19 protein-coding genes and 1 riboswitch are annotated in these 21,992 nt (G+C 69.5%); of the genes, 7 read left to right on the top strand and 12 right to left on the bottom strand.

All coding sequences use genetic code 11. From position 1 onward, the window contains the following. The first annotated feature begins 14 nt into the window (after positions 1 to 14). Both PSESU_RS10905 and PSESU_RS10900 read left to right on the top strand, forming a co-directional pair. The gene (locus PSESU_RS10905; RefSeq protein WP_013535832.1) at positions 15 to 689 is read left to right on the top strand and encodes an alpha-ketoglutarate-dependent dioxygenase AlkB; all 675 of its coding nucleotides are present in this window, start codon (positions 15 to 17) and stop codon (positions 687 to 689) included. A gap of 20 nt (positions 690 to 709) precedes the next feature. Further along, entirely contained in the window at positions 710 to 1,312 is a 603-nt protein-coding gene (locus PSESU_RS10900; RefSeq protein WP_013535831.1) for a GIY-YIG nuclease family protein, read from the top strand. A 328-nt stretch (positions 1,313 to 1,640) separates the two neighbouring features. Here the strand turns inward: PSESU_RS10900 and PSESU_RS16645 are convergent, their stop codons facing one another. The 4 genes from PSESU_RS16645 to PSESU_RS10880 all read right to left on the bottom strand — a co-directional run bounded on the left by PSESU_RS16645 (position 1,641) and on the right by PSESU_RS10880 (position 7,398). Then, positions 1,641 to 2,135, bottom strand: coding sequence for a HupB (locus tag PSESU_RS16645; RefSeq protein ID WP_428992118.1), 495 nt, complete (start codon positions 2,133 to 2,135; stop codon positions 1,641 to 1,643). Between the two features lie 584 nt (positions 2,136 to 2,719). After that, positions 2,720 to 3,274, bottom strand: a complete 555-nt coding sequence (locus PSESU_RS10890; protein WP_013535829.1) for an outer membrane beta-barrel protein — start codon at positions 3,272 to 3,274, stop codon at positions 2,720 to 2,722. A 173-nt stretch (positions 3,275 to 3,447) separates the two neighbouring features. After that, entirely contained in the window at positions 3,448 to 6,315 is a 2,868-nt protein-coding gene (gene gcvP / locus PSESU_RS10885; RefSeq protein ID WP_013535828.1) for an aminomethyl-transferring glycine dehydrogenase, read from the bottom strand. 48 nt (positions 6,316 to 6,363) lie between these two features. Next, a riboswitch (glycine riboswitch) is annotated at positions 6,364 to 6,485 on the bottom strand. Between the two features lie 127 nt (positions 6,486 to 6,612). Then, complete coding sequence (locus tag PSESU_RS10880) at positions 6,613 to 7,398, bottom strand: oxygenase MpaB family protein (protein ID WP_013535827.1); 786 nt, start codon at positions 7,396 to 7,398, stop codon at positions 6,613 to 6,615. 84 nt (positions 7,399 to 7,482) lie between these two features. Here PSESU_RS10880 and PSESU_RS10875 point away from each other — a divergent pair, with 84 nt between their 5' ends. From PSESU_RS10875 to PSESU_RS10865, 3 genes are read left to right on the top strand one after another with little or no spacing between them, the layout of a single operon-like run. After that, positions 7,483 to 8,364, top strand: coding sequence for a hypothetical protein (locus PSESU_RS10875; RefSeq protein WP_013535826.1), 882 nt, complete (start codon positions 7,483 to 7,485; stop codon positions 8,362 to 8,364). Next, positions 8,361 to 9,608 (top strand): multidrug effflux MFS transporter, encoded by a 1,248-nt coding sequence (locus PSESU_RS10870; protein WP_013535825.1) that lies wholly within the window; start codon positions 8,361 to 8,363, stop codon positions 9,606 to 9,608. Before PSESU_RS10875 ends, PSESU_RS10870 begins: the two co-directional genes overlap by 4 nt. A 28-nt stretch (positions 9,609 to 9,636) precedes the next feature. Beyond that, on the top strand, positions 9,637 to 10,095 hold the full coding sequence (locus PSESU_RS10865; protein WP_013535824.1) for a hypothetical protein: 459 nt from the start codon (positions 9,637 to 9,639) through the stop codon (positions 10,093 to 10,095). A gap of 82 nt (positions 10,096 to 10,177) precedes the next feature. Here PSESU_RS10865 and PSESU_RS10860 read toward each other — a convergent pair whose 3' ends face one another. From PSESU_RS10860 to PSESU_RS10840, 5 genes are all read right to left on the bottom strand, one after another. Beyond that, entirely contained in the window at positions 10,178 to 12,184 is a 2,007-nt protein-coding gene (locus PSESU_RS10860; protein WP_013535823.1) for a M2 family metallopeptidase, read from the bottom strand. A gap of 236 nt (positions 12,185 to 12,420) precedes the next feature. Next, a complete protein-coding gene (locus PSESU_RS10855; protein ID WP_013535822.1) occupies positions 12,421 to 13,641 on the bottom strand; it encodes an ISL3 family transposase in 1,221 nt (406 codons plus the stop codon). A 138-nt stretch (positions 13,642 to 13,779) separates the two neighbouring features. Continuing rightward, positions 13,780 to 15,435: a phosphoethanolamine transferase gene (locus PSESU_RS10850; protein ID WP_013535821.1), complete on the bottom strand. Its 1,656-nt coding sequence runs from the start codon at positions 15,433 to 15,435 to the stop codon at positions 13,780 to 13,782. Then, complete coding sequence (locus tag PSESU_RS10845) at positions 15,432 to 16,190, bottom strand: phosphatase PAP2 family protein (protein ID WP_013535820.1); 759 nt, start codon at positions 16,188 to 16,190, stop codon at positions 15,432 to 15,434. Before PSESU_RS10845 ends, PSESU_RS10850 begins: the two co-directional genes overlap by 4 nt. A 120-nt stretch (positions 16,191 to 16,310) precedes the next feature. Continuing rightward, positions 16,311 to 18,032, bottom strand: a complete 1,722-nt coding sequence (locus PSESU_RS10840) for an ArnT family glycosyltransferase (protein WP_013535819.1) — start codon at positions 18,030 to 18,032, stop codon at positions 16,311 to 16,313. Positions 18,033 to 18,165: 133 nt separating this feature from the next. Between PSESU_RS10840 and PSESU_RS10835 the strand changes: the two genes are divergently transcribed. Continuing rightward, a complete protein-coding gene (locus tag PSESU_RS10835; protein WP_013535818.1) occupies positions 18,166 to 18,867 on the top strand; it encodes a response regulator transcription factor in 702 nt (233 codons plus the stop codon). Between the two features lie 90 nt (positions 18,868 to 18,957). Next, a complete protein-coding gene (locus tag PSESU_RS10830) occupies positions 18,958 to 20,268 on the top strand; it encodes a sensor histidine kinase (RefSeq protein WP_013535816.1) in 1,311 nt (436 codons plus the stop codon). Positions 20,269 to 20,353: 85 nt separating this feature from the next. On the opposite strand, the gene PSESU_RS10825 is transcribed toward PSESU_RS10830, so the two are convergent. Genes PSESU_RS10825 through minD form a run of 3 tightly spaced genes read right to left on the bottom strand, consistent with a single transcriptional unit; the run spans position 20,354 to position 21,940 of the window. Beyond that, a complete protein-coding gene (locus tag PSESU_RS10825; RefSeq protein WP_013535815.1) occupies positions 20,354 to 20,827 on the bottom strand; it encodes a hypothetical protein in 474 nt (157 codons plus the stop codon). A 43-nt stretch (positions 20,828 to 20,870) separates the two neighbouring features. Then, entirely contained in the window at positions 20,871 to 21,128 is a 258-nt protein-coding gene (gene minE / locus PSESU_RS10820) for a cell division topological specificity factor MinE (protein ID WP_013535814.1), read from the bottom strand. 2 nt (positions 21,129 to 21,130) lie between these two features. Next, positions 21,131 to 21,940 (bottom strand): septum site-determining protein MinD, encoded by an 810-nt coding sequence (gene minD / locus PSESU_RS10815; protein WP_013535813.1) that lies wholly within the window; start codon positions 21,938 to 21,940, stop codon positions 21,131 to 21,133. Positions 21,941 to 21,992: the final 52 nt, after the last annotated feature.

Here is a 21,992-nt window from a genome sequence, read left to right as displayed (position 1 = left end):
GCAGCGAGGGCGCCATGGATCTTTTCGACAACGGACCGCTGACCCTGGTGGAGGATGCCGAAGGCGGCATCCGCTACTGGGCCGACTTCCTGCCGCCATCGCTGGCGCGCGAATGGTTCGAGGCGTTGCGCGATGGCTGCCGCTGGCAGTCCGCACGCCGGCCGATGTACGACCGGGTGGTCGACGTGCCGCGGCTGATGGCCTGGTACGGGTTGCACGAGGTGCCCGGGGGCCTGCCGCTGGCGGCGATGCTGGAACGCGTGCAGGCGGTGGCGCCAGGCGGCTACACCAGCGCAGGCCTGAACCTCTACCGCGACGGCAACGACAGCGTGGCCATGCACAACGACAAGCTGCACCAGCTCGTCCCCGGCCAGCCGCTGGCACTGGTCTCGCTGGGCAGCGCCCGGCGCATGAACATCCGCGCCAAGTCTGGCGGCCGCGCGCTTGGCATCGACCTGGAGCCGGGCAGCCTGCTGGTGATGAGCCACGCCAGCCAGACCACCCACGAGCACGGCATCCCCAAGACTGTGCGCCCGGTGCCGCCGCGCATGAGCGTGGTGTTCCGCGCGCGGCCAGTGGCGGAGCGCGGACGGGATCCGTGGCGGGTGGGCGCGGTGGAGGCCGAGGCGCCCGCGTCCGGACCGGTTGCGGGGCAACGCCCCGGCTCGCCGCGGGATCGGGCGGCGTGAGCAGGCCACGTGTCCGCGACATGGCAGCGGCCTACCCGGTCCCGGGTGGGGAGCCGGTGGCCATCGACGGACGCTGCTTCGCCTATGTGTTCCCGTGCGCCTGGGAGGACCACTGCAAGATCGGGTTCTCCGGCGATCCGCTGGGACGGATCTCGGCGCTGCATCCGCGCTGGTTCGGATTCTTCGACCTGGAAGCGGGGATGCTGGTGGAGGCCGAGTCCATCCGTGACGCGCGCGACCTGGAGCTGGAACTGCGTGCCGGCCTGGGCGAATACAACGCACCGGCACCGCTGGCGATCCGGGTGCCGGCGGGCGGGCATACCGAGTGGTTCCGTGGGGTGCAGGCGCTGCTGGTGGAGCGGGTGGCTGCGCTGGGCGCGCGCGGGTATCGGGTGTATCCGCTGCGGCCGTGGTTGCGTGCGGCGATGGAGCGGCGGGCGGATCGGCTGCACGAATGGACGCTGTCGCAGCTGTCGGTGGAGGAGCTGGAGGGGATGGCTGGAGCCACGCCATCGCAGCAGCGGGTGCGGGACGTACTGGATGCGTTCGGGGCGTTGGGCATCGAGGTGGAGCCACTGCTCGCGCCGTCGGTGCTGGGGTGGTATCGCGGTAGCTCCCTGTAGCCCGGGTAAGCGAAGCGCACCCGGGTTCGCCTTTTCCTTCGGAAAGGATTATTCGCCTCTGCCAGTGGCTCACATATAGGCCGGATCGCTCCAAACAGGTTGGGCTTGAAGTCACCCCGGATGCGGCCTTCGGCCTTATCCGGGCTACATGAGGCGCGTAGCCCGGGTAAGCGAAGCGCACCCGGGGTTCGCCTTCCGTTTGGGGGAGGGTTGTTCGCCTGCGCCAGTGGCGCACAGTCGTGCCGGTCCCACCAAGGAGAGATGGACTATCGCACGATCCTCCAGAACCAACCCCGGATGCGGCCTTCGGGCTTGTCCGGGCGACGTGCTACTTCTTCGCCGCGGACTTGCGGGCGGGTGATTTCCTGGCGGTGGTCTTCTTGGCCGCCTTCTTCGTGGCCTTCCGGGCGGTGCTCTTCCTTGCTGTGGACTTCTTCGTGGCTTTCTTCGCAGGGCTGCGCGTGCTCTTCTTCGCCGCCTTCTTCGCAGGGCTGCGGGTGCTCTTCTTCGCGGCGCTCTTGCGGGCGCCTGTCTTCTTCGTTGCGGCTTTCTTCGTGGCCTTCTTCGCCGTGCTCTTGCGTGCGGTCTTCTTCGTCGCGGACTTCCTGGCCGGGCTGGCCTTCTTCGCCGCGCTCTTCCGTGCGGTCTTCCTGGTCGCCTTCTTCGTCGCCTTCTTCGCGCCGCCGGAGGAAGACTTCTTCGCAGCGGTCTTCTTCGTGGCTTTCCTTGCGGTCTTCTTCGTCGCCTTGCGGGCACCAGTCTTCCTGCCGGAGCCGGATTTCCTGCCGCCGCCGTCCTGCTTGTTGACGGTCGCCCAGGCGATGCGCTCGGCGGTTTCCTCGCTGCGGCCCTGGTCCTTCGCGCTCTCCTCGATGTGCTCGGCCTGGCGCTTCTGCTTGTCGGTGTAGCTGGACTTGTCACCACGTGGCATGGGTTGCTCCTTCTGTGCACCGATGCGTGCGATGGCAGATAAGCGCGATGGAGGTATGGCGTTCGTGAAAAATGGGGGCGTTGTTGCGGTGGTGTGGCCCACACAGGCGGAGCCGGTTCTCCTCCCGCCGTGGGATGGGAGGACACGTTCGCGCTCGAGCGGTGCAGATGTGCTCGAACGCATCCGTCCTGGAGGCACGGGCCGTGGTGCGGGGCCGGGCGGGGAAAGGGGCGGTTCCGGGGAGATGTGGATCACGGAATCCGTGTTCCTGCCACCGTGCATCGTGGCCCTGCTTCTTGGCCGGCCTGGGTGCATCGAACAGGCGAAGGTTCGTTCCGCGAGTGCGGGCGGTGCTGCGCAGCTGACCCTCTCCCCGGGCCTTCCCCGCAAGGGGAGGAGAAAAAAGAAAAGCCCCGCGATGCGGGGCTTTCCGGGTGTTGCGTGTGGCGGGATGCGGGCATCCGCACCGGCGTTGCTCAGTTGAAGCGGAACTCGCCGGCGAAGGTGACGGTGTCGACGTCGATGTCGAAGCCGTCCATCTCCGCGGTGCGGCGGTCGAAGTTCAGGCTCAGGCCCCAGCGGCGGCTGAAGTCGTAGCCGAGGTTGACGCCGTAGTAGGGCTTGGTCGAGCTCTCGTCTTCCTCGATGTCGAAGTCGTCCTCGCGCAGCTGCACGGTCATGCGCGCCAGGCCGGCGCGGGCGCCGATGAAGAAGCCGGTGTTGTCCGGGCCGAAGTTCTTCTTGGCCACCAGGCCGGCGCCGGCGGTGACCAGGTCCAGGTCGTAGCCGCGGCCCAGGTACTCGGTGTACAGGGTGCCGACGTGGCCTTCGACGCCGATGTTCGGGGTGAACCAGTAGCCGCCGCCGACGGTCACGGCGGTGTCGGACTCGGTGTCGCGGAAGCCGCGGCCGTAGTTGACTTCGATGTCGCTGCTGCCGGCTTCGGCGCGCACGAAGGGCTGGCCGGCGATGGCGTCGGTCGACAGGGCGGCGAGGGCCAGCGCGGCGGCCAGGGCCAGGGTGTTCTTCATGGGGAAAACCTTCCAGTGGTTGTTGATGGGACCCGATGCGGGCGGCGCGACTCTGGAGGCGCCGGCGCAGCATGTCAAGAAAACGTTAAATGCCTGCTGACTGGCGAAGGTCCGGCACATAAGGGAACGGCCCGCCGAAGCGGGCCGTCCAGGTGCCAGACGGGCGTGGCGCATCAGGCCCCGGCGCTGTCCTCGGCGTAGGCATCGACCGGGATGCAGGCGCAGAACACGTTCTTGTCGCCGTACACGTTGTCCACGCGCGAAACCGGCGGCCAGTACTTCTGCTGCTTCAGCGACGGCAGCGGGAACGCGGCCAGCTCGCGCGGGTAGGCGTGCTTCCACTCGCTGGCCGACACCTGCAGGGCGGTGTGCGGCGCGTGCCTGAGCGGGTTGTCCTCGCGGTCCAGGCGGCCGTCCTCGATCGCGCGGATCTCGTCGCGGATCTGGATCATGGCGTCGATGAAGCGGTCCAGCTCGTGCTGCGATTCGCTCTCGGTGGGCTCCACCATCAGCGTGCCGGCGACCGGGAAGCTCAGGGTCGGGGCGTGGAAGCCGAAGTCGATCAGGCGCTTGGCGATGTCCTCGGCGCCGATGCCGGTGGTCTTCTCCAGCGGACGGATGTCGAGGATGCACTCGTGCGCGACCAGGCCATTGCGGCCGGTGTACAGGGTCCTGTAGTGCGGGGCGAGCTTCTTCGAGATGTAGTTGGCGTTGAGCAGGGCCACCTGGGTGGCCTTGCGCAGGCCGGCGCCGCCCATCATCGCGATGTACATCCAGCTGATCGGCAGGATCGAGGCGCTGCCGAAGCTGGCGGCGCTGACCATGCCGACCTTGCCCTCGCCATCGAGGGTGCGCGGCAGGAACGCGGCCAGGTGCGCCTTCACCGCGCACGGGCCCACGCCGGGGCCGCCGCCGCCGTGCGGGATGCAGAAGGTCTTGTGCAGGTTGAGGTGGGAGACGTCCGAACCCCACTTGCCCGGCTTGGCCAGGCCGACCAGGGCGTTCATGTTGGCGCCGTCGGTGTACACCTGGCCGCCGTGGGCGTGGATGATCTCGCAGATCTCGACCACGTCCTCCTCGAACACGCCGTGGGTGGACGGGTAGGTGATCATGATCGCGGCCAGGTTGGCCGAGTGCTTCCCGGCCTTGGCGCGGATGTCCTCCACGTCGATGTTGCCGTTGGCATCGCACTTGGTGACCACGACCTTCATGCCGCACATCTGCGCCGAGGCCGGGTTGGTGCCATGCGCCGACTCGGGGATCAGGCAGATGTCGCGATGGCCCTCGCCGCGCGAGGCGTGGTACGCGCGGATCGCCAGCAGGCCGCTGTACTCGCCCTGGGCGCCGGAATTCGGCTGCAGGCTGACCGCGTCGTAGCCGGTGCACTCGGCCAGCATGGCCTCCAGGCCGGTGATCAGCTCGCGGTAGCCCTCGGCCTGGTCGGCCGGCACCAGCGGGTGGATCTGGCTGAACTCCGGCCAGGTCACCGGGATCATCTCGGCCGTGGCGTTGAGCTTCATGGTGCAGGAGCCCAGCGGGATCATGGTGCGATCCATGGCCAGGTCCTTGTCCGACAGCGAGCGCATGTAGCGCAGCAGCTCGTGCTCGCTGTGGTGGGTGTTGAACACCGGGTGCTGGAGGAACGGGCTGGTGCGCAGCAGGTCGGACGGCAGGGCGTCCGGGGTGGCCGCGTCCAGCGCGTCGATGTCGATGGCGGCACCGAACAGGCCGGCCAGGGCGACCAGGTCGGCGCGGGAGGTGGTCTCGTCCAGGCTGATGCCGACGGCCTCGCTGTCGATCGCGCGCAGGTTGATGCCGGCCTCGCGGGCGCGGTCGAGGATGGCGCCGGCGTCCACGCTCTTCACGTGCAGGGTGTCGAAGAAGTGCTCGCCGACCTCGACACCGGCGCTGCGCAGCGCGGCGGCCAGGATCGCGGCCAGGCGGTGGGTGCGGCGGGCGATGCGCTTCAGGCCCTCGGGACCGTGGTACACGGCGTACATCGAGGCCATCACCGCCAGCAGCACCTGTGCGGTGCAGATGTTGGAGGTGGCCTTCTCGCGGCGGATGTGCTGCTCGCGGGTCTGCAGGGTCAGGCGGTAGGCCGGGTTGCCCTCGGTGTCGACCGACACGCCGATCAGGCGGCCGGGCATGGAGCGCTTGAACGCGTCGCGGCAGGCCATGAATGCCGCGTGCGGGCCGCCAAAGCCGAACGGCACGCCGAAGCGCTGCGAATTGCCGACCACGATGTCCGCGCCCCATTCGCCGGGGGCGGCGATCAGGGTCAGGGCCAGCAGGTCGGTCGCCACCGCGACCAGGCCGCCGCGGGCGTGGATCGCCTCGGCCAGGGCCTTGTGGTCGCCGATGTGGCCAAAGGTGTCCGGGTACTGCAGCAGGATGCCGAAGCACTCGGCCTCCATCGCCTCGGCCGGGGTGCCCACGCGCAGGGTGATGCCCAGCGGCTCGGCGCGGGTGCGCAGCACCTCGAGGGTCTGCGGGTGCACGGCGTCGTGCACGAAGAAGGTGTCGGACTTCGACTTGCCGGCGCGCTTGGCCAGGGTCATGGCCTCGGCCGCAGCGGTGGCCTCGTCCAGCAGGGAGGCGTTGGCGATCTCCATGCCGGTCAGGTCGGCGCACATCTGCTGGAAGTTCACCAGCGCTTCCATGCGGCCCTGCGAGATCTCCGCCTGGTACGGGGTGTAGGCGGTGTACCAGGCCGGGTTCTCGAGGATGTTGCGCAGGATGACCTTGGGCGTGTGGGTCCCGTAGTAGCCCTGGCCGATGAAGCTGCGGAAGACCTTGTTCTTCTTCGCGATGGCGCGGATGCGCGCCAAGGCCTCCTCCTCGGTGAGGCTGCCCTCCAGCGCGAGCGGGTCGGCGGACTTGATGGTCCCCGGGACGATGGCGTCGGTCAGGGCCTCGAGCGAGTCGTGGCCGACGGCCTGGAGCATGGTGGCGATTTCGGCGTCGTTGGGGCCGATGTGGCGGCCGACGAAGGCGTCGTGCTGCTCGAGTTCGCGCAGGGAAGGGGCGTGCTGGGACATGGAGGCGGTCCGGACTGGGGCAAGGAAGTGCGCCGCGCAGGCGCGGCGGGATGCCCCTCTGTCCTTTTGCCTGAGAGTTTGGAAGACGCGCGGACGAGGTCGCGTGCTTCGTGCCCCTTCGGCGCCGGCGCCGGCGCTCTCGCGCGGCCGGTCTCTCCAGAGTGTTTGCAGCAGCGGTGGTATCGGGCCTGAGCGATTACGGGCGTTTGCGCCTTCGGCAGCCGGCCGGGGCCGGCTTCTCCCACCAGGTACAGCGGGCGGGATTATACCGTGGGCCCGGCCCCGGCCGGCGTGCGCTCAATCGCGGTACTGGCGCCTGAGCTGGTTCAGGTAATAGCGCGCCGGCAGATGGCGCAGCCAGCGCGGGGCCAGCCGGTACAGCCGGGGCGCCCAGCGCCGGAACGCCTGCCAGCGACGCTCGCGGCCAGCATCCCAGGGCAGGCCGTACAGCTCCCGCAGCCGCGGCGGCAGCAGTCCGGCGGTGGCCAGGCGCTGCAGCGGCAGGGCCGGCCGCACCCACCACGGGGCCTTGCCGCCGCCCAGCACCGCCTGCATGTAGCCGCGGACCTCCTCGTCGACCGCCAGCCGCCGCGCCTGCGCCTCCCACCAGGCATCGAACGCGGCGACGTCGGCCGGCCAGGCCGCGTCCGGCACCTGCAGGGTGCGGCCATAGGCCCAGGCCTGGCGGTACAGCGGTTCCCGGGCGGCGTCCGGCAGCGGGCCGTTGAACAGCTCGTGGACATCGACCGCGCCGCGGTAGAGGGTGGCGGCCACCCACAGCTGCAATCCGCGGTCGAAGGCGTTGTAGCCGGGGCCGCGCACCGCGGCATGGGCGCGGTTGACGTGGCGGGCGATGGCGGCGCGGTCCGCGTCGTCGCCCAGGGTCACCGCGTAGACATAGCCCATGGTCGCGCGCAGCCGCTCGAGCGGACGGTCCAGGGTGGCGCTGTGGCGGGCCACGCCGCGGCCCACGCCCGGCTCGGCCATCTGCCAGGCCACGGTGGCGCCGGCACCGAAGTAGATGTAGGCCTCGCGGGTGATGTCGGCCAGCTGCAGGGTGGGGCGGTGGCGCGGTCCGGTCATGGGCCCGAGCCTGCCATGGCCTGGCTGGATGGGGCGTGGACGGCGCTTGGCTTACCATGGCCCACCCACAAGGGCCGCGGGCCGATGTCCTCCGATCCAGAACACGCCACTGCAGCGGCCGCCGCCGCGGACGCCGCGCCGCCGGCGACCGTGCCCGACCTCGCGGCTCCCACGGCCACCCCTGGGCCGACCGCCGTCGGCCGCCTGCTGCGGCTGCTGACCCGCGAACCGGTGCTGGTGGTGTCGCTGGTCTACGCCCTGGTGTCGATCATGGGCATGTGGTCGTACTACTGGTTCTACGACCGCTTGGGCGTGCCGATCCTGGAGTACCTGCAGGGCGCGGACCTGTTCGTGATCGGCCTGCGCCGCCCCGACTACCTGCTGATCGTGCTGGCGGTGCTGGCCTTCATGTGGGTGAGCGTGCTGCCGATGCGCTGGGCCCAGCGCAATCCGGAGCGCGCCGCGGAACTGACCACGCGCCACCGCTGGATGCGCTGGCTGCTGTTCCTGCCCTCGCGCGAAGGCAAGTGGACCGGCGGCGGCTGGATCTCGGTCGAGACCCAGATCGCGCTGATGGGCCTGCTGCTGTCGCTGCAGTACCTGTTCGTGTGGAACCTCACCAGCGCGAGCAGGGTGCTGGAGGGCCGCGCGCCCTTGCCGGGCGTGCGCCTGACCCTGGCCGGCGCCGACGCGCCGCTGCCGCGGCAGGCGCAGCTGCTGGGCACCACCAGCGCCTATGTGCTGGTGTGGTGGCCGGATGACCGCCGGGTCGAGGTCTTCCCGGTGGCCAACCTGGCAAGGATCGAACACCTGCAAGTGCCGGCCCGCGTCCGCGCGGGGGCCGTCCCCGCGCCGGCCGACGCCGGCCAGTTACCAAAGGACGCCGCGCCCGCCAGCACCGGCGCCACGTCGATCGAAGCAACGTCCACCGAGGTCACGTCCACCGAGGCCGCACCGTCCCCATGAGCCTGCGCAGCACCCGCACCCTGACCCTCCTGCTGGCCGGCCTGGCGATGTTCGGCCCGTTCTCGATCGACACCATCTTCCCGGCATTCCCGCAGATGGCCGCGCAGTTCGGCGCCGACAAGGTCGCGATGCAGCAGACCATCAGCGTCTACCTGATCTCGTACGCGGTGATGAGCATCGTCCACGGCCCGCTGTCCGACGCGCTGGGCCGGCGCCGGGTGATCCTGGCCGGGCTGGTGGTGTTCACCCTGGCTTCGGCCGGCTGCGCGCTGTCGCGCGACCTGCCGACCCTGCTGGCCTTCCGTGCGCTGCAGGGCCTGTCGGCGGGCGTGGGCCTGATCGTCGGCCGCGCGGTGATCCGCGACGTGCTGCAGGGCGACGACGCCCAGCGGCTGATGAGCCAGGTCTCGATGATCTTCGGCATCGCCCCGGCGATCGCGCCGATCATCGGCGGCTGGATGCTCGGTGCCGGACGCTGGCCGCTGATCTTCTGGTTCCTGGCCGCGTTCGGCCTGATGCTGGTGGTGAGCGTGGGCCGCTGGCTGCCGGAAACCCATCCGCAGGAGCTGCGCATCCCGCTGCGGCCGCGCCGGCTGCTGCGCGACTACGCGGCGATCGGCACCAACCCGCGCTTCCAGCGCCTGGCCGCGGCCGGCGCGCTGAACTTCGCCGGCATGTTCCTGTACATCGCCTCGGCCCCGGCCTTCCTGATGGACCTGCTGCACCTGGGCGAGCGCGAGTTCGCCTGGCTGTTCATCCCCACCATCGGTGGCATGACTATCGGCGCCTTCCTGTCCGGCCGCCTGGCCGGGCACTGGACGCCTTCGCGCCAGGTGAGCGCGGGCTTCGCCTGCTCGGCCGCCGCGGCCGTGCTCAACCTGGCCTACAACGCACTCGCGCCTTCGATCTCGGTGCCGTGGGCGGTGCTGCCGATGAGCCTGTTCGCCTTCGGCGTGGCCCTGGTCTTCCCGGTGCTGACCCTGGCGATCCTCGACATGTACCCGCGCCACCGCGGCGCGGCCTCCTCGCTGCAGGCCTTCGTCCAGCTGGTGCTCAACTCGCTGGTCGCCGGCCTGCTGTCGCCGCTGCTGAGCCACCACGGCCTGCACCTGGCGCTGGGCATGCTGGGCTTCGTCGCCTCGGGCTGGGCGTTCTGGTGCTGGGAATCCAGCGTCGCCCGCCGCGCCCCGCCCGGATCCACCCCGCCTTCCTCGCCGATGATCGAACCCGGCGAGCAGCTCTGACCTTCCTGAAATCCCCCGGAGAACAAAGATGTCCATCCAGTCCAAGGCCCGCCGCGACGCGCGCAAGCGCAAGGCCGAACGCGATCGCAACCGCGTGCGTGCCGGCCGCCCCCCGATCGAGCCGCATGCCGAGCTGCGCGACCGCGAGGGCAATCTGCTCGCCGGCGTGGTGCGCCAGGGCGGGGTGTGGGTGCTGGGCATGGACGGGCGCATCGCCGGCAGCAGCGACAGCGCCGCGCAGATGCTGATGCTCATGCGCCGTGCGCAGCGCCTGCACGAGGAGCAGGGCACGCCGGTGAAGCTGGTCTATTCGGACGCGCTGCGCGACGAGGCGGCGCTGGAAGCGGCGGCCAACGGCAAGTCGCCGGAGGAATACGAGCAGCAGCTGGAAGAGGAGATGGCCACGGCGCGCCCGGCCGATGGCGAAGACGCGGACGAGGGCGGGGAGCGCCAGGAGCCGGATACCTCCGGTCCCGCCCTGCACTGAGTCCTGCTTCGCCGCAAAGGAAAGGGCCGGCTTGCGCCGGCCCTTCCTGTCTGCAGCGTCTGTTGCCCGGCCTCAGCCGGGCTCAGCCTGCCTTGGCCGGGGCTTCCGGCTTCGGCGCCTGCGCCGACTGGCCCTGCCAGCCGCAGGACTTGCCCTGGTTCTGCTGCTGCAGCCATTCCTGCAGCGGGGCGAAGTACTCCAGCACCGCGCCGCCGTCGATCCGCTCGCTGCCGGTCAGCTCCTTGAGCGTGGCCTGCCACGGCTGGCTGGCGCCGCGCGCCAGCATGGCGCGGAACTTCTCGCCGGCGGCCTCGCTGCCGTGGAAGCTGCATTCGTACAGCGGGCCGGTGTGGCCGGCGGCCTCGCACAGCGACTTGTAGAACTGGAACTGCAGCAGGTGCGCCAGGAAATAGCGGGTGTACGGGGTATTGCCCGGCACGTGGTACTTGGCACCCGGGTCGAAGAACTCCTCGCCGCGCGGCTGCACCGGGGCCACGCCCTGGTAGCGCGCCTTCAGCTCCCACCAGGCCTGGTTGTAGCGGTCCGGGGTGATCGAGCCGTCGAACACGCCCCAGCGCCAGCGGTCGATCATCAGCCCGAACGGCAGGAACGAGACCTTGGCCAGGGCCATGCGCATCTGGGTGTTGATCAGCGCCTCGTGGCTCTGCGCCTGGCCCTGGACCAGGCCGATCGACTCCAGGTACTTCGGCGTCATCGCCAGCACGATGGTGTCGCCGATGGCCTCGTGGAAGCCGTCGTTGGCGCCGTTCTGGAACAGCGGCGGCTGCGGGTTGTAGGCCAGGTCGTAATAGATGTGGCCCAGCTCGTGGTAGATGGTGGTGAAGTCTTCCTCGTTGGGCTTGATGCACATCTTGGTGCGCACGTCCGGCGACTTGCCGTCAGCGCCGCCCATGTTCATGTCCCAGGCGCTGGCGTGGCAGACCACGTCGCGGTCCAGCGGCTTGATGAACTGGCTCTTCTCCCAGTAGCTCTCCGGCAGCCGGGGCATGCCCAGGGAGACGTAGAAGTCCTGGGCGCGCTCGGTCATCGCCTTGGCCATGGCCAGCTGTGCCTCGCGCTCGGCCTCGAAGCGCTCGCGCGGGCCGGGGCTGGGGTCGCGGCGGTGCAGGGCGGCGCTGAGCAACTGCTGGTACTGGCGCTCCAGGGCGGCGGTGATGTCCAGGTCGCCCACGCCCTTGTACGGCTGCAGCATGTCCCAGAGGTTGCCCCAGTCCTGCTGCCACATGTTGCCCATCAGGTGCGCCGGCAGCAGGCCCTCGCCGACCACGCCGCGTTCCACGCCGTAGGTCTGCTGCAGCTTGTCGCGGGTGTAGCAGTGCAGCTGCTCGTACAGCGGGCGCACCTGCTCCCACAGGCGGTCGGTCTCGGCGGAGAAGGCGTCCGGCTCCATGTCGTAGCCGCTGCGCCACATCGCGCCGGTGTCGGCGTAGCCCAGTTCGCGGGCGCCCTCGTTGACCAGCTCGACGAAGCGGACGTAGTCCTCGCGCATCGGTTGGGCGATCGAGTGCCAGCCGGCCCAGGCGTCGAGCTGGGCGTCGTAGTCGCGGCTGGAGCGCAGCACGTCCTCCAGCTCGCCCAGCTGGCGGCACTTCCTGGCCGCGCCTTCGCCGCTGCAGTAGGTGCCGGCGCCGTAGGCGCCTTCCATCTTCGCCGCGATCCGGGTCAGCTCGGCCAGCTTCTCCGGGTCGCGCGGGGCGGGCATGGCGGTGGCCTGCTTGAGCAGGTTGAGGGCGCGCCGGCTGTCGTCGGACATCGGCTGGCCCTCGAACTTCTTCGCTTCCTCGATCCAGGCATTGAGCTGGGCCAGGGCGCGCTCGTTGGCCTTGGCCGCCACCAGCTGGCTGTCGTCGTTGATGTAGGTCGAGGACAGCCACTGCGCGGAAGTGAGCTCCGGATAGGCGGCCTTGAACTCGGCGTTGATGCGCGCGACGAACTGGTCGGCGGTCTCGCCGTTCTCGGCCCGGGCGGCGGGCTTTTCCTGTTCCGGGCTGGGCGTCTTGCGGCAGGCCGACAGCGACAGCAGGCCGGCGGCCACGGCGATGGCCAGCAGCAGGGGGCGATGGTTCACGAGGGGTCCCTTTGCGTGAGTGCGACCGGCGAAGGCTAGAGGCCCGGGATGGCACTGGCAAGGCAGGGGCCGCAAGCGAAGGGCGGATAGGCGCCCGAGGAGCGGCCTTCTGTGGGAGCGGCTTCAGCCGCGATGGGGCTTTCATGCAGATCCTTCTGCAACAGCCTGCACATTCATGTGCCGAGGTTCAAATGAGAAAGCTCCGTCGCGGCTGAAGCCGCTCCCACAAAAAAAGTTCATCGCTGAATACCGGGGAAGGCTGCGCGGATTTTCAGGAAGAAGTATTCCTGGTCGCGATAGCCGTAGGCGCGGCGCTTGATGACCTTGATGGTGTTGTTGATGCCCTCGACGATGCTCGTGTTGAGCCGATGTCGGCAGCGGGCAATGATTCCATGCAGGTAGGCGCTTAGCTTGTTCGCAAAATGGGCCAACGCCGCGATGCCGCTGCCTTGGGCCTGCTCCAGCCAGTGATCCCAGGCCTTCCTGGCCCGGATGGGGTGGCGGTGGAACCACAGCCGCTTGAGCTCGTCCCGCATGAGGTAGGCGGTAAGCAGTGGCTGGTTGGCGTCCAGCAACTCATCCAGCCTGACGGACTGACGCGGGTCCAGATTCTCTCGATTGCGCAGCAGCAGCCAGCGGCTGGACTTGATGACCCGGCGAGCGGGCTTGTCGTGGCGCAGCCGGTTGGCCTGGTCGACCCGGACCCGGTCGATCACTTCGCGTCCGTACTTGGCTACGACGTGAAACAGGTCGTAGACGATCTCGGCGTTCGGACAGTGGGCCTTGATCTCCAGTTCGTAGGCGGTCGTCATGTCGATCGCCACCGCGCGGATCTGCTCGGCAACGCCGGCCGGAAGCTGCTCGAAGAAGGCCCGTGCCGTCTCACGGGAGCGGCCATTGCCGACCCAGAGCACCTGGCGACTGATCGGATCGACCACGATCGTGGCGTAGCGGTGGCCCTTGTGCAGGGCGAATTCGTCCATCGCCAGATAGTGGATCCGGCTCCAGTCGGGCACGTGGACGGCCTGCCGCAACCGGGCTTTGTCCAGTGCCTTGACGGTGTGCCAGCCCAGCTGGAAAAAGCGTGCAACTGCCACGATATTGCTGGATTCAAGCAGTTGGCTGACCGCTTCGGCCAGGCGATCGGTGACCCGCTGGTAGCGTCCCAGCCAGCTGAGCTTCTCCAGCCGCGGACCACCGCATCGCGCGCACCATACGCGCCGGCGAGGCACCACCAGCACGACACGAAACGCCATCAGCGGCAGATCCCGCACCCGGCGCGTTGTGCTGTCATGCACCTGCCGGCATCGGCTGCCGCAATGCGCGCAGTACATCGTCCGCGCTGACGGCTTGAGGTAGACGGTAACGGTCCGACTGTCGCCCTCGGGCCATGCGATCCGCTCCACCCGATAGCCTTCCCAGCCCCCAAGCTTCTCGATCGTCTTCCTGTCCAGCATGACCCCACCTGAGTCCTGAAAGGCAGGCCTCAAGCGTAGCGACACCTGTCAGACGCTCCCCGCTGATCCGCGAAGAACCACAAAAAAGCCGTTCCTACGGATATCGGGTTTACGAGGGCGAGCGCGCCCGCCGCAGATTCACTGCGCGCAGCCGGCGAACAGGTCGCGCGAGCGATCGTAGACGGAGGTCCTCACCTGCATGAGGCCCAGCACCGAGTGGAACAAGTTGTCCTGGTCGGCGCGCCCGTTCGCACGCTGGCGCAGGCACTTCAGGTCGAGCCCGCGGTCCTGCGCGAATTCCGGCGAAAACCACATCACCATGGGCACGCGGGTCTGCTCGGCCGGCGCGATCGCGTAGGGCACGCCATGCAGGTAGAGGCCTTTCTCGCCGAGCGACTCGCCGTGGTCGGAGAGATAGATCATGGCGGTGTCGTAGTCGGGCAGGGCGCGCAGCGTGCCGATCGCGCGGTCCAGAAAATGGTCGGTGTACAGGACCGTGTTGTCGTAGGTGTTGACGATCTGCTCGCGGCTGCAGTTGCCCAGCTCGGCGGTGTCGCAGGTCGGCGCGAAGCGCCGGAACTGCGCCGGGTAGCGCTGGAAGTAGGCCGGGCCGTGGCTGCCGAGCTGGTGCAGCACCACCACGCGGTCGCCCGGCCTGGCGCGCACCTGCGCGGCGAGGTCGTCGAGCAGGATCTCGTCCATGCAGCGCCCGTCCTTGCACAGCCCGGGCTTCTTCGCGTCGTCGAGCTGCTGGATCTGCAGGCCTTCGCACACGCCCTTGCAGCCGGACTGGTTGTCGCGCCACAGCGTGGCGATGCCGGCGTGTTCGAGCACGTGCAGGAGCGACTGGTGGGCGCGGATCTTCGCTTCGTCGTAATCGTGGCGGCCGAACGGCGAGAACATGCACGGCACCGAGACCTCCGTGCTGGTGCCGCACGAGTGCATGTCGGGGAAGTTGATCACCCCGGTCTGCGCCAACTTGGGCGTGGTCTGGCGCGCATAGCCGTTGAGGCCCCAGTTCTGCGCGCGCATGGTCTCGCCCAGCACGATCAGCAGCAGGCGCGGGCGGCTGCCCGGCGCGCGCGGGGTCGCCATCGCATCGTGCTCGATCGGCAGCTTCGGCTTGTGCTTGATCGGCGAGTCGGTCTTGAGGACCTGCATGAGCGCGACCAGGTAGTTGACCGGCGTGGCCAGGTAGCGCACCTCGCGATGGTTGCGCATCAACGCCGACAGGCCCTGGAACGACAGCATCGAACCGGCGGCGCCGACCGCCGCGATGGCCGCCAGGAACAGCAGGCGCACGCCGAGCGCGCGGCTCCAGCTGCGGCGGCGCAGCCGCACCCGCCACAGCACGGCGATCGGGAGCGCCGCGTAGAACAGCAATGGCCACAGCAGCGCGGGCGTGAGCAGCTCGCGCGATTCCTTGTGGTCGGTGTTGAGCACGTTGCGCAGCATGTCCGCGTCCAGGTAGACGCTGTAGCTGTTCATGTAGTGCGTGGCGAACGCGGTGGTGACGAACAGCAGCGTCAGCAGCGGCTTGGCGTTCCAGCGCCACACCAGCAGGCCGAACAGCAGCGCGTGCACGGAGACCAGCAGGAAGAACAGCGACGCGGCGAAGCCGATGTCGCCGGGATGCGTCGCGAGCGACGCATGCCAGAACATGCGGTTGCAGGCGAGCGCGAAGAACACGCTGCTGCCCAGCACCAGCGTTTCCACCGACACTTCGGGTCGGTGCGTCCAGTCGAGCGCGCGCAGGCGCGAGAGCACGCCGCTGCGGGGCAACGAGAGGCTCATGCGGTTTCTCCCGCCGCGCCGGCCGCGGCGCTGCGCGCCCGCGGGCGCAACAGCCACAGGTACAAGCCGAGCGACACGCCCCAGCAGACCGCCAGGGCCCACAGGTCGTGGGAGAGGAAGTGCGCGCCGCGCAGTTGCTGGGAAACGCCGAACAGCAACCCGGCGCCGAGACCGATCGCCAGCCCGGCCTTGCGCCAGCGCGGGCGGACCGCCAGCGCGGCGAAGTACAGCGCGACCCAGGCATAGCCGCCGCTGGCATGCCCGGCCGGGAAGCAGCCCGACGCCGGAACGCCCTGGCGCGATTCGAACAGCCCGTAGAAGGCGTGGGTGCCGCCGTAGCTGGCCAGGTCCCACGGGCAGTCCATGTGCGTGGCTCCCTTCAGCAACGATACCGCCGCGGTCGAAAGCCCCACCGCCAGCACCACGTACAACGCCGGGCGCGACCAGGCGTTCCAGCGCGGCGAGCGCCGCGCATACAGGCCGAAGACCAACAGCGCCAGCGCCGCGGCGGTGCTGGCCTGCTTGCCGCCGCGATGCACGAGCTTGGCGGTGAACCAATGGTCCTTGAGCAGCCAGTGCCCGCCTTCGGCGTGATAGATCTGCGTGGCCAGCCATTGGTCGACGCCGCCGGCCGTCAGCAGCGCGCTCAGCGCCAGCACCGCCGCCAGCGGAATCCACAGGTGGGTGGCGACGAAGCGGCTGTACGGACGGAGAACGGGGACGGCATCCGTGGCGGATGCAGGCATCAGGTTCATCGGGCGCCAACGGGCAAAAGGCCGTTTCCGGCAATGGCGGGCATGATCCGGGCCGGTTTGTCGGAAAGCGGTCGGACAACCGTTGCCCAGCGCTTAACCTCAGACAACGTCCCCGGCGGTTCAGTTGCCGTTGTCGTCGCCCGCGCCGGCCTGGTCTTTCGCGGGCGTCACGCAGCCCGGCTTCAGTGCACTGCCCGGCACCAGTTGCCAGGCATTGCGGTTGGACTCGCCGATATCGATCGCCTGCGCGCGGTCCACGCAGGGGCTCATCGCGTCGCGCAGCACGAACAGCCAGCGCCGCTGCGGCGCCTGCGCCACCCAGTCCGCGGCGCGTGCCCATTGCACGTCCCAGGGCTGCTTGAAGCCGAAGTCCACCGCCGGCCGGTCCGCCTGCAGCAGGTTCTGCTCGCGCCAGGCGATCATCCCCAGTTCCGCGCCGGGGCCGATGCGCTCGCCCACGCGCTGCATCAGGCCGGCCGCCGAGCTGTAGGGATCGAGCGCCACCATCAGGCCCAGGCCATGGATCGTCCACAGCAGCGCCGTGGTGGCGACCACCAGCGCGCCGGCGCGTCGCAGCCGCGCCCAGGCCGCGAGCAGCAGGACAGGGATGGCGAAGGCGAGCAGCCAGGCGCCGAACACCTGCATCGCCGCCGGGTCGATAGCGCGCTTGAGCGCGCCCCGCATCGCCCATCCGGCCTGCATGCACAGGCCGGCGCCGACCGCCAGCGCGGCCAGCGCCAGCAGCCAGACATAACCGGCCAGGACCCAGCGGGTCGCGCGCCTGCGCAGCAATCCGGGCAGCAGCGGCGCGGCAGCCACGGCCAGCGCCGGCAGCATCGGGAAGATGTAGACCTCGCGCTTGCCGGGGCTCGCGCTGAAGAACGCCAGCACCAGCACGCTCCAGCCGAGCAGCAGCCAATGGCGCGGATCGCCGCGCCGCAGGCGCCGCCGCCAGGCCGGCAGCAGTTGCGGCAGCAGCAGGCAGCCCGGCAGCCACAACGTGGCGATCACCTGCAGGTAGTACCAGGCCGGCTGCACGTGGTGCCAGGCCGCGGTGTAGCGCGTGCCGGTCTGCTTGAACAGCAATTCGTGCGTATAGGCGCGCAGGCTGGGGTCGGGAGCCTGCCATAGGGCGATCGCCAATGGCAGCAGCCACACCGCCGTGCCGGCGACGAAGGCCGGGACCGCGCCCAGCCATGCCGGCCATGCGCCACGCACCGCGTCCGCGCGATGCCGGTGGCGCCAGGCCGCCCACGGCAGCAGCACCAGCAGCGGCAGGAAACCCACGCCCTTGGTCACCGTGCCCAGCCCGGCGGCGAACGCGCCCAGCGCCCAGGCCGGCCAGTCGGGGCCGCGCAGCAGGTGCCGCAACAGTCCCCACAGCGACAGCGTGGTCATCGCCACCAGCACCATGTCGATCTGCGCGCGCTTGGCCAGCACCCCGAACTGCAAGGTGGCGAACAGCGCCAGCACCGCGTAGTGCGCCACGCGCCGGTTCCAAAGCCGGCGCGCCAGGTCCCAGGTCAGCCACAGGGTCGCCAGCGCCGCGAGCAGCGAAGGCAGCAGGAAGGCGACGCGCCAGTCGCGCACCAGTTCGAACGCGCCGGCCTGCATCCACATGAACACCGGCGGCTTTTCCGCGTACAACTCGCTGCCCCGGTGCGGCAACAGCCACTGCCCGCTCTGCACCATCGCGCGCGCGGCGAGCACGAAGCGGGGTTCGTCCGGCGGGTTAGGCTGGCGCAGCCCCAGCCCGGCCAGCAGGGCGAGCACGATCGCCAGCAGCGCGGCGCGGTAGGCCCAACGCCGCCGCCGCTCCAGGGGTGTGATGGAAGTCTGCACGTTGGAATGCGGGCAAAACGGGCGCAGACTATGCCGCGGCGAGCGTGGGAAGTTTGTCGGAACCTGCCGTTTCGACGCGCTTCCGACATCGCCCGGCTACGATGCACGACCACATCTTTCCCGGAGACCGACGATGCGGCTGCTCGTCATCGAGGACAACCGCAATCTGGTGGCCAACCTGTTCGACTATTTCGAGGCGCGCGGCCATACCCTGGATGCCGCGCCGGACGGCATCACCGGCCTGCACCTGGCCACCACGCAGCCCTACGACGCCATCGTGCTGGACTGGATGATGCCGCGCATGGACGGCCCGGAAGTGCTGCGCCGGCTGCGCGAGGAACACCTGTCCGAACTGCCGGTGATCATGCTGACCGCGCGCGACGAGCTGCCCGACAAGATCGCCGGCTTCCGCGCCGGCGCCGACGACTATCTCACCAAGCCGTTCGCGCTGCCCGAGCTGGAAGTCCGGCTGGAAGCGCTGCTGGTGCGCGCGCAGGGGCGTGGCCGCAGCAAGATGCTGACGGTCGGCGACCTGAAGCTGGACCTGGCGACGCTGGAGGCCAGCCGCGCCGGCAAGCCGCTGCACCTGTATCCCGCCTGCCGCAAGCTGCTGCAGGTGCTGATGCAGGCCAGTCCGGCCGCGGTCACCCGCGAGAAGCTCGAACAGGCCCTTTGGGGCGACGAGCCGCCGGACGGCGACATGCTGCGCTCCCACATCTACGAACTGCGGCGCAGCGTGGATGGCCCGTTCGAGGAGAAGCTGATCCACACCCTGCCGCGCGTCGGCTACCGGCTCGGCCCCGCCGGGCACCAGGAACGCCTGCATGCCGAATAGCCCGCGTCGCGCCCTGGACCGCAAGCGCGGGGCCCCGCCGGCGCGGGGCCTGGCGTCGCGGCGCCGCATCCCGGACGGCGCGCGCCTTCCATGAAGCCGGGCGGGATACGTTCCAGGCTGGGCGGGCTGCGCGCGCGCGTCACGCTGTGGCTGGTGATCTACGCCGCGCTGATCTCGCTCGCGGTGTTCATCCATGGCTTCATCGTCAACGAGCAGGCCGAGCAGCTGACCTGGCGCTCGCTGCTCAAGTCGGAGTTGGCCCACTTCGTCCAGCGCAGCGCCGAGGATCCGCACTACCACTGGACCGACACCGAGACCGTGCAGCTGTACGGCGACGACGACGACTCGCCGGCGCCGCCGGAGTTCGCCCGCTTCGGCCCGGGCATCCACGACGGCATCGAGTACCAGGGGCGCGACAAGGTGCTGATGGTGCAGGACGTCAACGGCCGGCGGCTGGTGCTGGCGCTGGACATCACCCAGTTGCAGGCGCACGAGAACAACCTGGGGTTGTGGATGCTGGTCTCCAACATCATCGCGATCGTGCTGCTCGGCATCCTCGTGGCCTGGGGCCTGGGGCGGGTGGTGCAGCCCCTGGCCGACATGGCCAAGCGCATCCGCGCGCTGCGCCCGGACCGGCCCGGCCAGCACATCGACGTGGTGAAGGGCGCCAGCCACGAGCAGGTGGTGATCGCCGAGGCGCTCAACGACTACCTGCAACGCAACGACACCTTCGTCGAGCGCGAGCGCGCCTTCATCGACAGCACCAGCCACGAGCTGCGCACGCCGATCGCGGTGATCCGCGGCGCCAGCGAGCTGGCCCTGGACCAGCCGGACACGCCGCCGGCGGTGCGCCACCAGTTGCTGCGCATCCGCCAGACCGCCGAGTCGGTCGAGCAGCTGGTCACGCTGCTGCTGGTGCTGGCGAAGGACCCCAGGCGACTGGAGAAGAGCAGCGACTACGTGAACCTGGACGAGCTGCTGCCGGACATCCTCGACGACCATCGCCACCTGTGCGCGGACAAGGACCTCGGCCTGCAACTGGTCGAGCTGGCGCGCTGCGAGCTGTTCGCGCCGGTGGCGATCATGCAGGTCGCGATCGGCAACCTGCTGCGCAACGCCATCGAGAACAGCGACCGCGGCGTGATCCGCGTGTCCCTGCTGGCGCCGGCGACGGTGCGGATCGAGGATCCCGGGCACGGCATGAGCCCGGAAGAGATCGCCGCGATCTACCGCCGGATCGCGCGCGGCGACCCGCGGCAGGGCAGCGGCATCGGCCTGGACCTGCTGGGCCGCCTGTGCGAGCACCTGGGCTGGAAGCTGCAACTGGACTCGGAGACCGGGCAGGGCACCGTGGCCACGCTGGACATGAGCGGCTCGCTGGCCAAGAGCCGGGATTCGTGATTGGGGATTCGGGATTGGCAAGAGCGTAGGCTCACGCCGCTCCTACAAATCCCCAATCCCGAATCCCGAATCCCGAATCCCGGCCTTAAAGCAACAGCCCGCGCGCGGTCAGCCAGGCGCGTGCATCCTCGGCATCTTGCTCGAACCACGCCCTCGTCGACCCAAGCCGGTACGTATAACCCCACGCATCCATGTCGGCCATCAACCGCTCGCTGCCCACGCCGGGCAGCCGGCCGGCCAGCACGATCTGCAGGTAGCAGGTGGCGTCTTCCTCGGCGACCGAGTCGGTGGCGTCGGTGTGGACCTGCGCCCGCCGCTCCGGCGGCAGCACGATCAGGTGGCAGGCCTCGTGCAGCATCGAGTGCACGGGGGTGTCGCCGCGTACGTACACGGTCGGGCCGATGATGCCGGCTTCCGGTTCGCCCCAGTAGCTGCCGGGGATCGGTTCGCCGTCGGGCACGGCCACCAGTTCCAGCCCGTGGCGGGCGAGCAGGGCGGCGGCATCGGCGAAGGCGACGTCGCGCAGGCACAGGACGTCGCGGTCGGAGGGGGTGTGCATGCGCGGGTCGGGCGTGCGGCCGCCTTGGCGGCCGCGGCTTGCTTCAGCCCTGCTGGCCTTCCGGCAGGGCGACGGAGATGTCGAGCACGTCGTGGTCGCCGTCCTTGATCAGGTCGACCTTGACCGCATCGACGTCGACGTTGACGTACTTCTTGATGACGTCCAGCAGCTCGCGCCGCAGCAGCGGCAGGTAGTCCGGGGCGCCACGGCTGTTGCGCTCCTGGGCAATGATGATCTGCAGCCGGTTCTTGGCCGTTTCCGCAGTGTTCTTCTTGGCCCGCAGGAAGTCGAAGAGCGCCATGGTCAGCCTCCGAACAGCTTGCTGAAGAAGCCCTTCTTCTCCAGGGTGGTGAAGCGCAGCGGACGGTCCTCCCCAAGCAGGCGGGCGACGGCGTCCTCGTAGGCCTGGCCGGCCTCGGACGTGGCTTCCAGGATCACCGGCTCGCCCTTGTTGGAGGCGTTGAGCACGTCGGTCGACTCGGGGATCACGCCGATCGCCTTCAGGCCGAGCACTTCCTCGACGTCGGCGATGCTGATCATCTCGCCGGTGGCCACGCGGGCCGGGCTGTAGCGGGTCAGCAGCAGGTGCGAGGGCAGCGGCTCGCCGGCCTCGGCGCGGCGGGTCTTGGAATCCAGCAGGCCGATGATGCGGTCGGAGTCACGCACCGAGGACACTTCCGGGTTGACCACGACCACCGCCTTGTCGGCGAAGTACATGGCCAGGAACGCGCCTTTCTCGATGCCGGCCGGGGAGTCGCACACGATGTACTCGAAGCCGTCGGCGACCAGGTCCTTGAGCACCTTCTCGACGCCTTCCTTGGTCAGCGCGTCCTTGTCGCGGGTCTGCGAGGCAGCCAGCACGTAGAGGTTGTCGAAGCGCTTGTCCTTGATCAGGGCCTGCTTGAGCGTGGCCTCGCCGTGGACGACGTTGACGAAGTCGTAAACCACCCGCCGCTCGCAGCCCATGATCAGGTCGAGGTTGCGCAGGCCGACGTCGAAGTCGACCACGGCGGTCTTGTGGCCGCGCCGGGCCAGGCCGATGGCGATGCTGGCGCTGGAGGTGGTCTTGCCGACGCCGCCCTTGCCGGAAGTGACTACGATGATTTCAGCCAATGGAGATCTCCTTGGAGATGCTTGCAGGGGAGGCGCTGGCAGCGGCATGGCG

The organism is Pseudoxanthomonas suwonensis 11-1 (assembly GCF_000185965.1).
GTDB lineage: Bacteria > Pseudomonadota > Gammaproteobacteria > Xanthomonadales > Xanthomonadaceae > Pseudoxanthomonas > Pseudoxanthomonas suwonensis_A.
Note: the sequence above shows the minus strand (reverse complement) of the source record. Positions and strands in the feature narration are given on the sequence as shown.

Excerpts from the sequence above, each read along its gene's own strand:
- PSESU_RS10905 (WP_013535832.1), top strand. The coding sequence starts at position 15 with ATGGATCTTTTCGACAACGGACCGCTGACCCTGGTGGAGGATGCCGAA.
- PSESU_RS10900 (WP_013535831.1), top strand. The coding sequence starts at position 710 with ATGGCAGCGGCCTACCCGGTCCCGGGTGGGGAGCCGGTGGCCATCGAC.
- PSESU_RS10890 (WP_013535829.1), bottom strand. The coding sequence starts at position 3,274 with ATGAAGAACACCCTGGCCCTGGCCGCCGCGCTGGCCCTCGCCGCCCTG.
- gcvP (WP_013535828.1), bottom strand. The coding sequence starts at position 6,315 with ATGTCCCAGCACGCCCCTTCCCTGCGCGAACTCGAGCAGCACGACGCC.
- PSESU_RS10880 (WP_013535827.1), bottom strand. The coding sequence starts at position 7,398 with ATGACCGGACCGCGCCACCGCCCCACCCTGCAGCTGGCCGACATCACC.
- PSESU_RS10875 (WP_013535826.1), top strand. The coding sequence starts at position 7,483 with ATGTCCTCCGATCCAGAACACGCCACTGCAGCGGCCGCCGCCGCGGAC.
- PSESU_RS10870 (WP_013535825.1), top strand. The coding sequence starts at position 8,361 with ATGAGCCTGCGCAGCACCCGCACCCTGACCCTCCTGCTGGCCGGCCTG.
- PSESU_RS10865 (WP_013535824.1), top strand. The coding sequence starts at position 9,637 with ATGTCCATCCAGTCCAAGGCCCGCCGCGACGCGCGCAAGCGCAAGGCC.
- PSESU_RS10855 (WP_013535822.1), bottom strand. The coding sequence starts at position 13,641 with ATGCTGGACAGGAAGACGATCGAGAAGCTTGGGGGCTGGGAAGGCTAT.
- PSESU_RS10850 (WP_013535821.1), bottom strand. The coding sequence starts at position 15,435 with ATGAGCCTCTCGTTGCCCCGCAGCGGCGTGCTCTCGCGCCTGCGCGCG.
- PSESU_RS10845 (WP_013535820.1), bottom strand. The coding sequence starts at position 16,190 with ATGAACCTGATGCCTGCATCCGCCACGGATGCCGTCCCCGTTCTCCGT.
- PSESU_RS10835 (WP_013535818.1), top strand. The coding sequence starts at position 18,166 with ATGCGGCTGCTCGTCATCGAGGACAACCGCAATCTGGTGGCCAACCTG.
- PSESU_RS10830 (WP_013535816.1), top strand. The coding sequence starts at position 18,958 with ATGAAGCCGGGCGGGATACGTTCCAGGCTGGGCGGGCTGCGCGCGCGC.
- PSESU_RS10825 (WP_013535815.1), bottom strand. The coding sequence starts at position 20,827 with ATGCACACCCCCTCCGACCGCGACGTCCTGTGCCTGCGCGACGTCGCC.
- minE (WP_013535814.1), bottom strand. The coding sequence starts at position 21,128 with ATGGCGCTCTTCGACTTCCTGCGGGCCAAGAAGAACACTGCGGAAACG.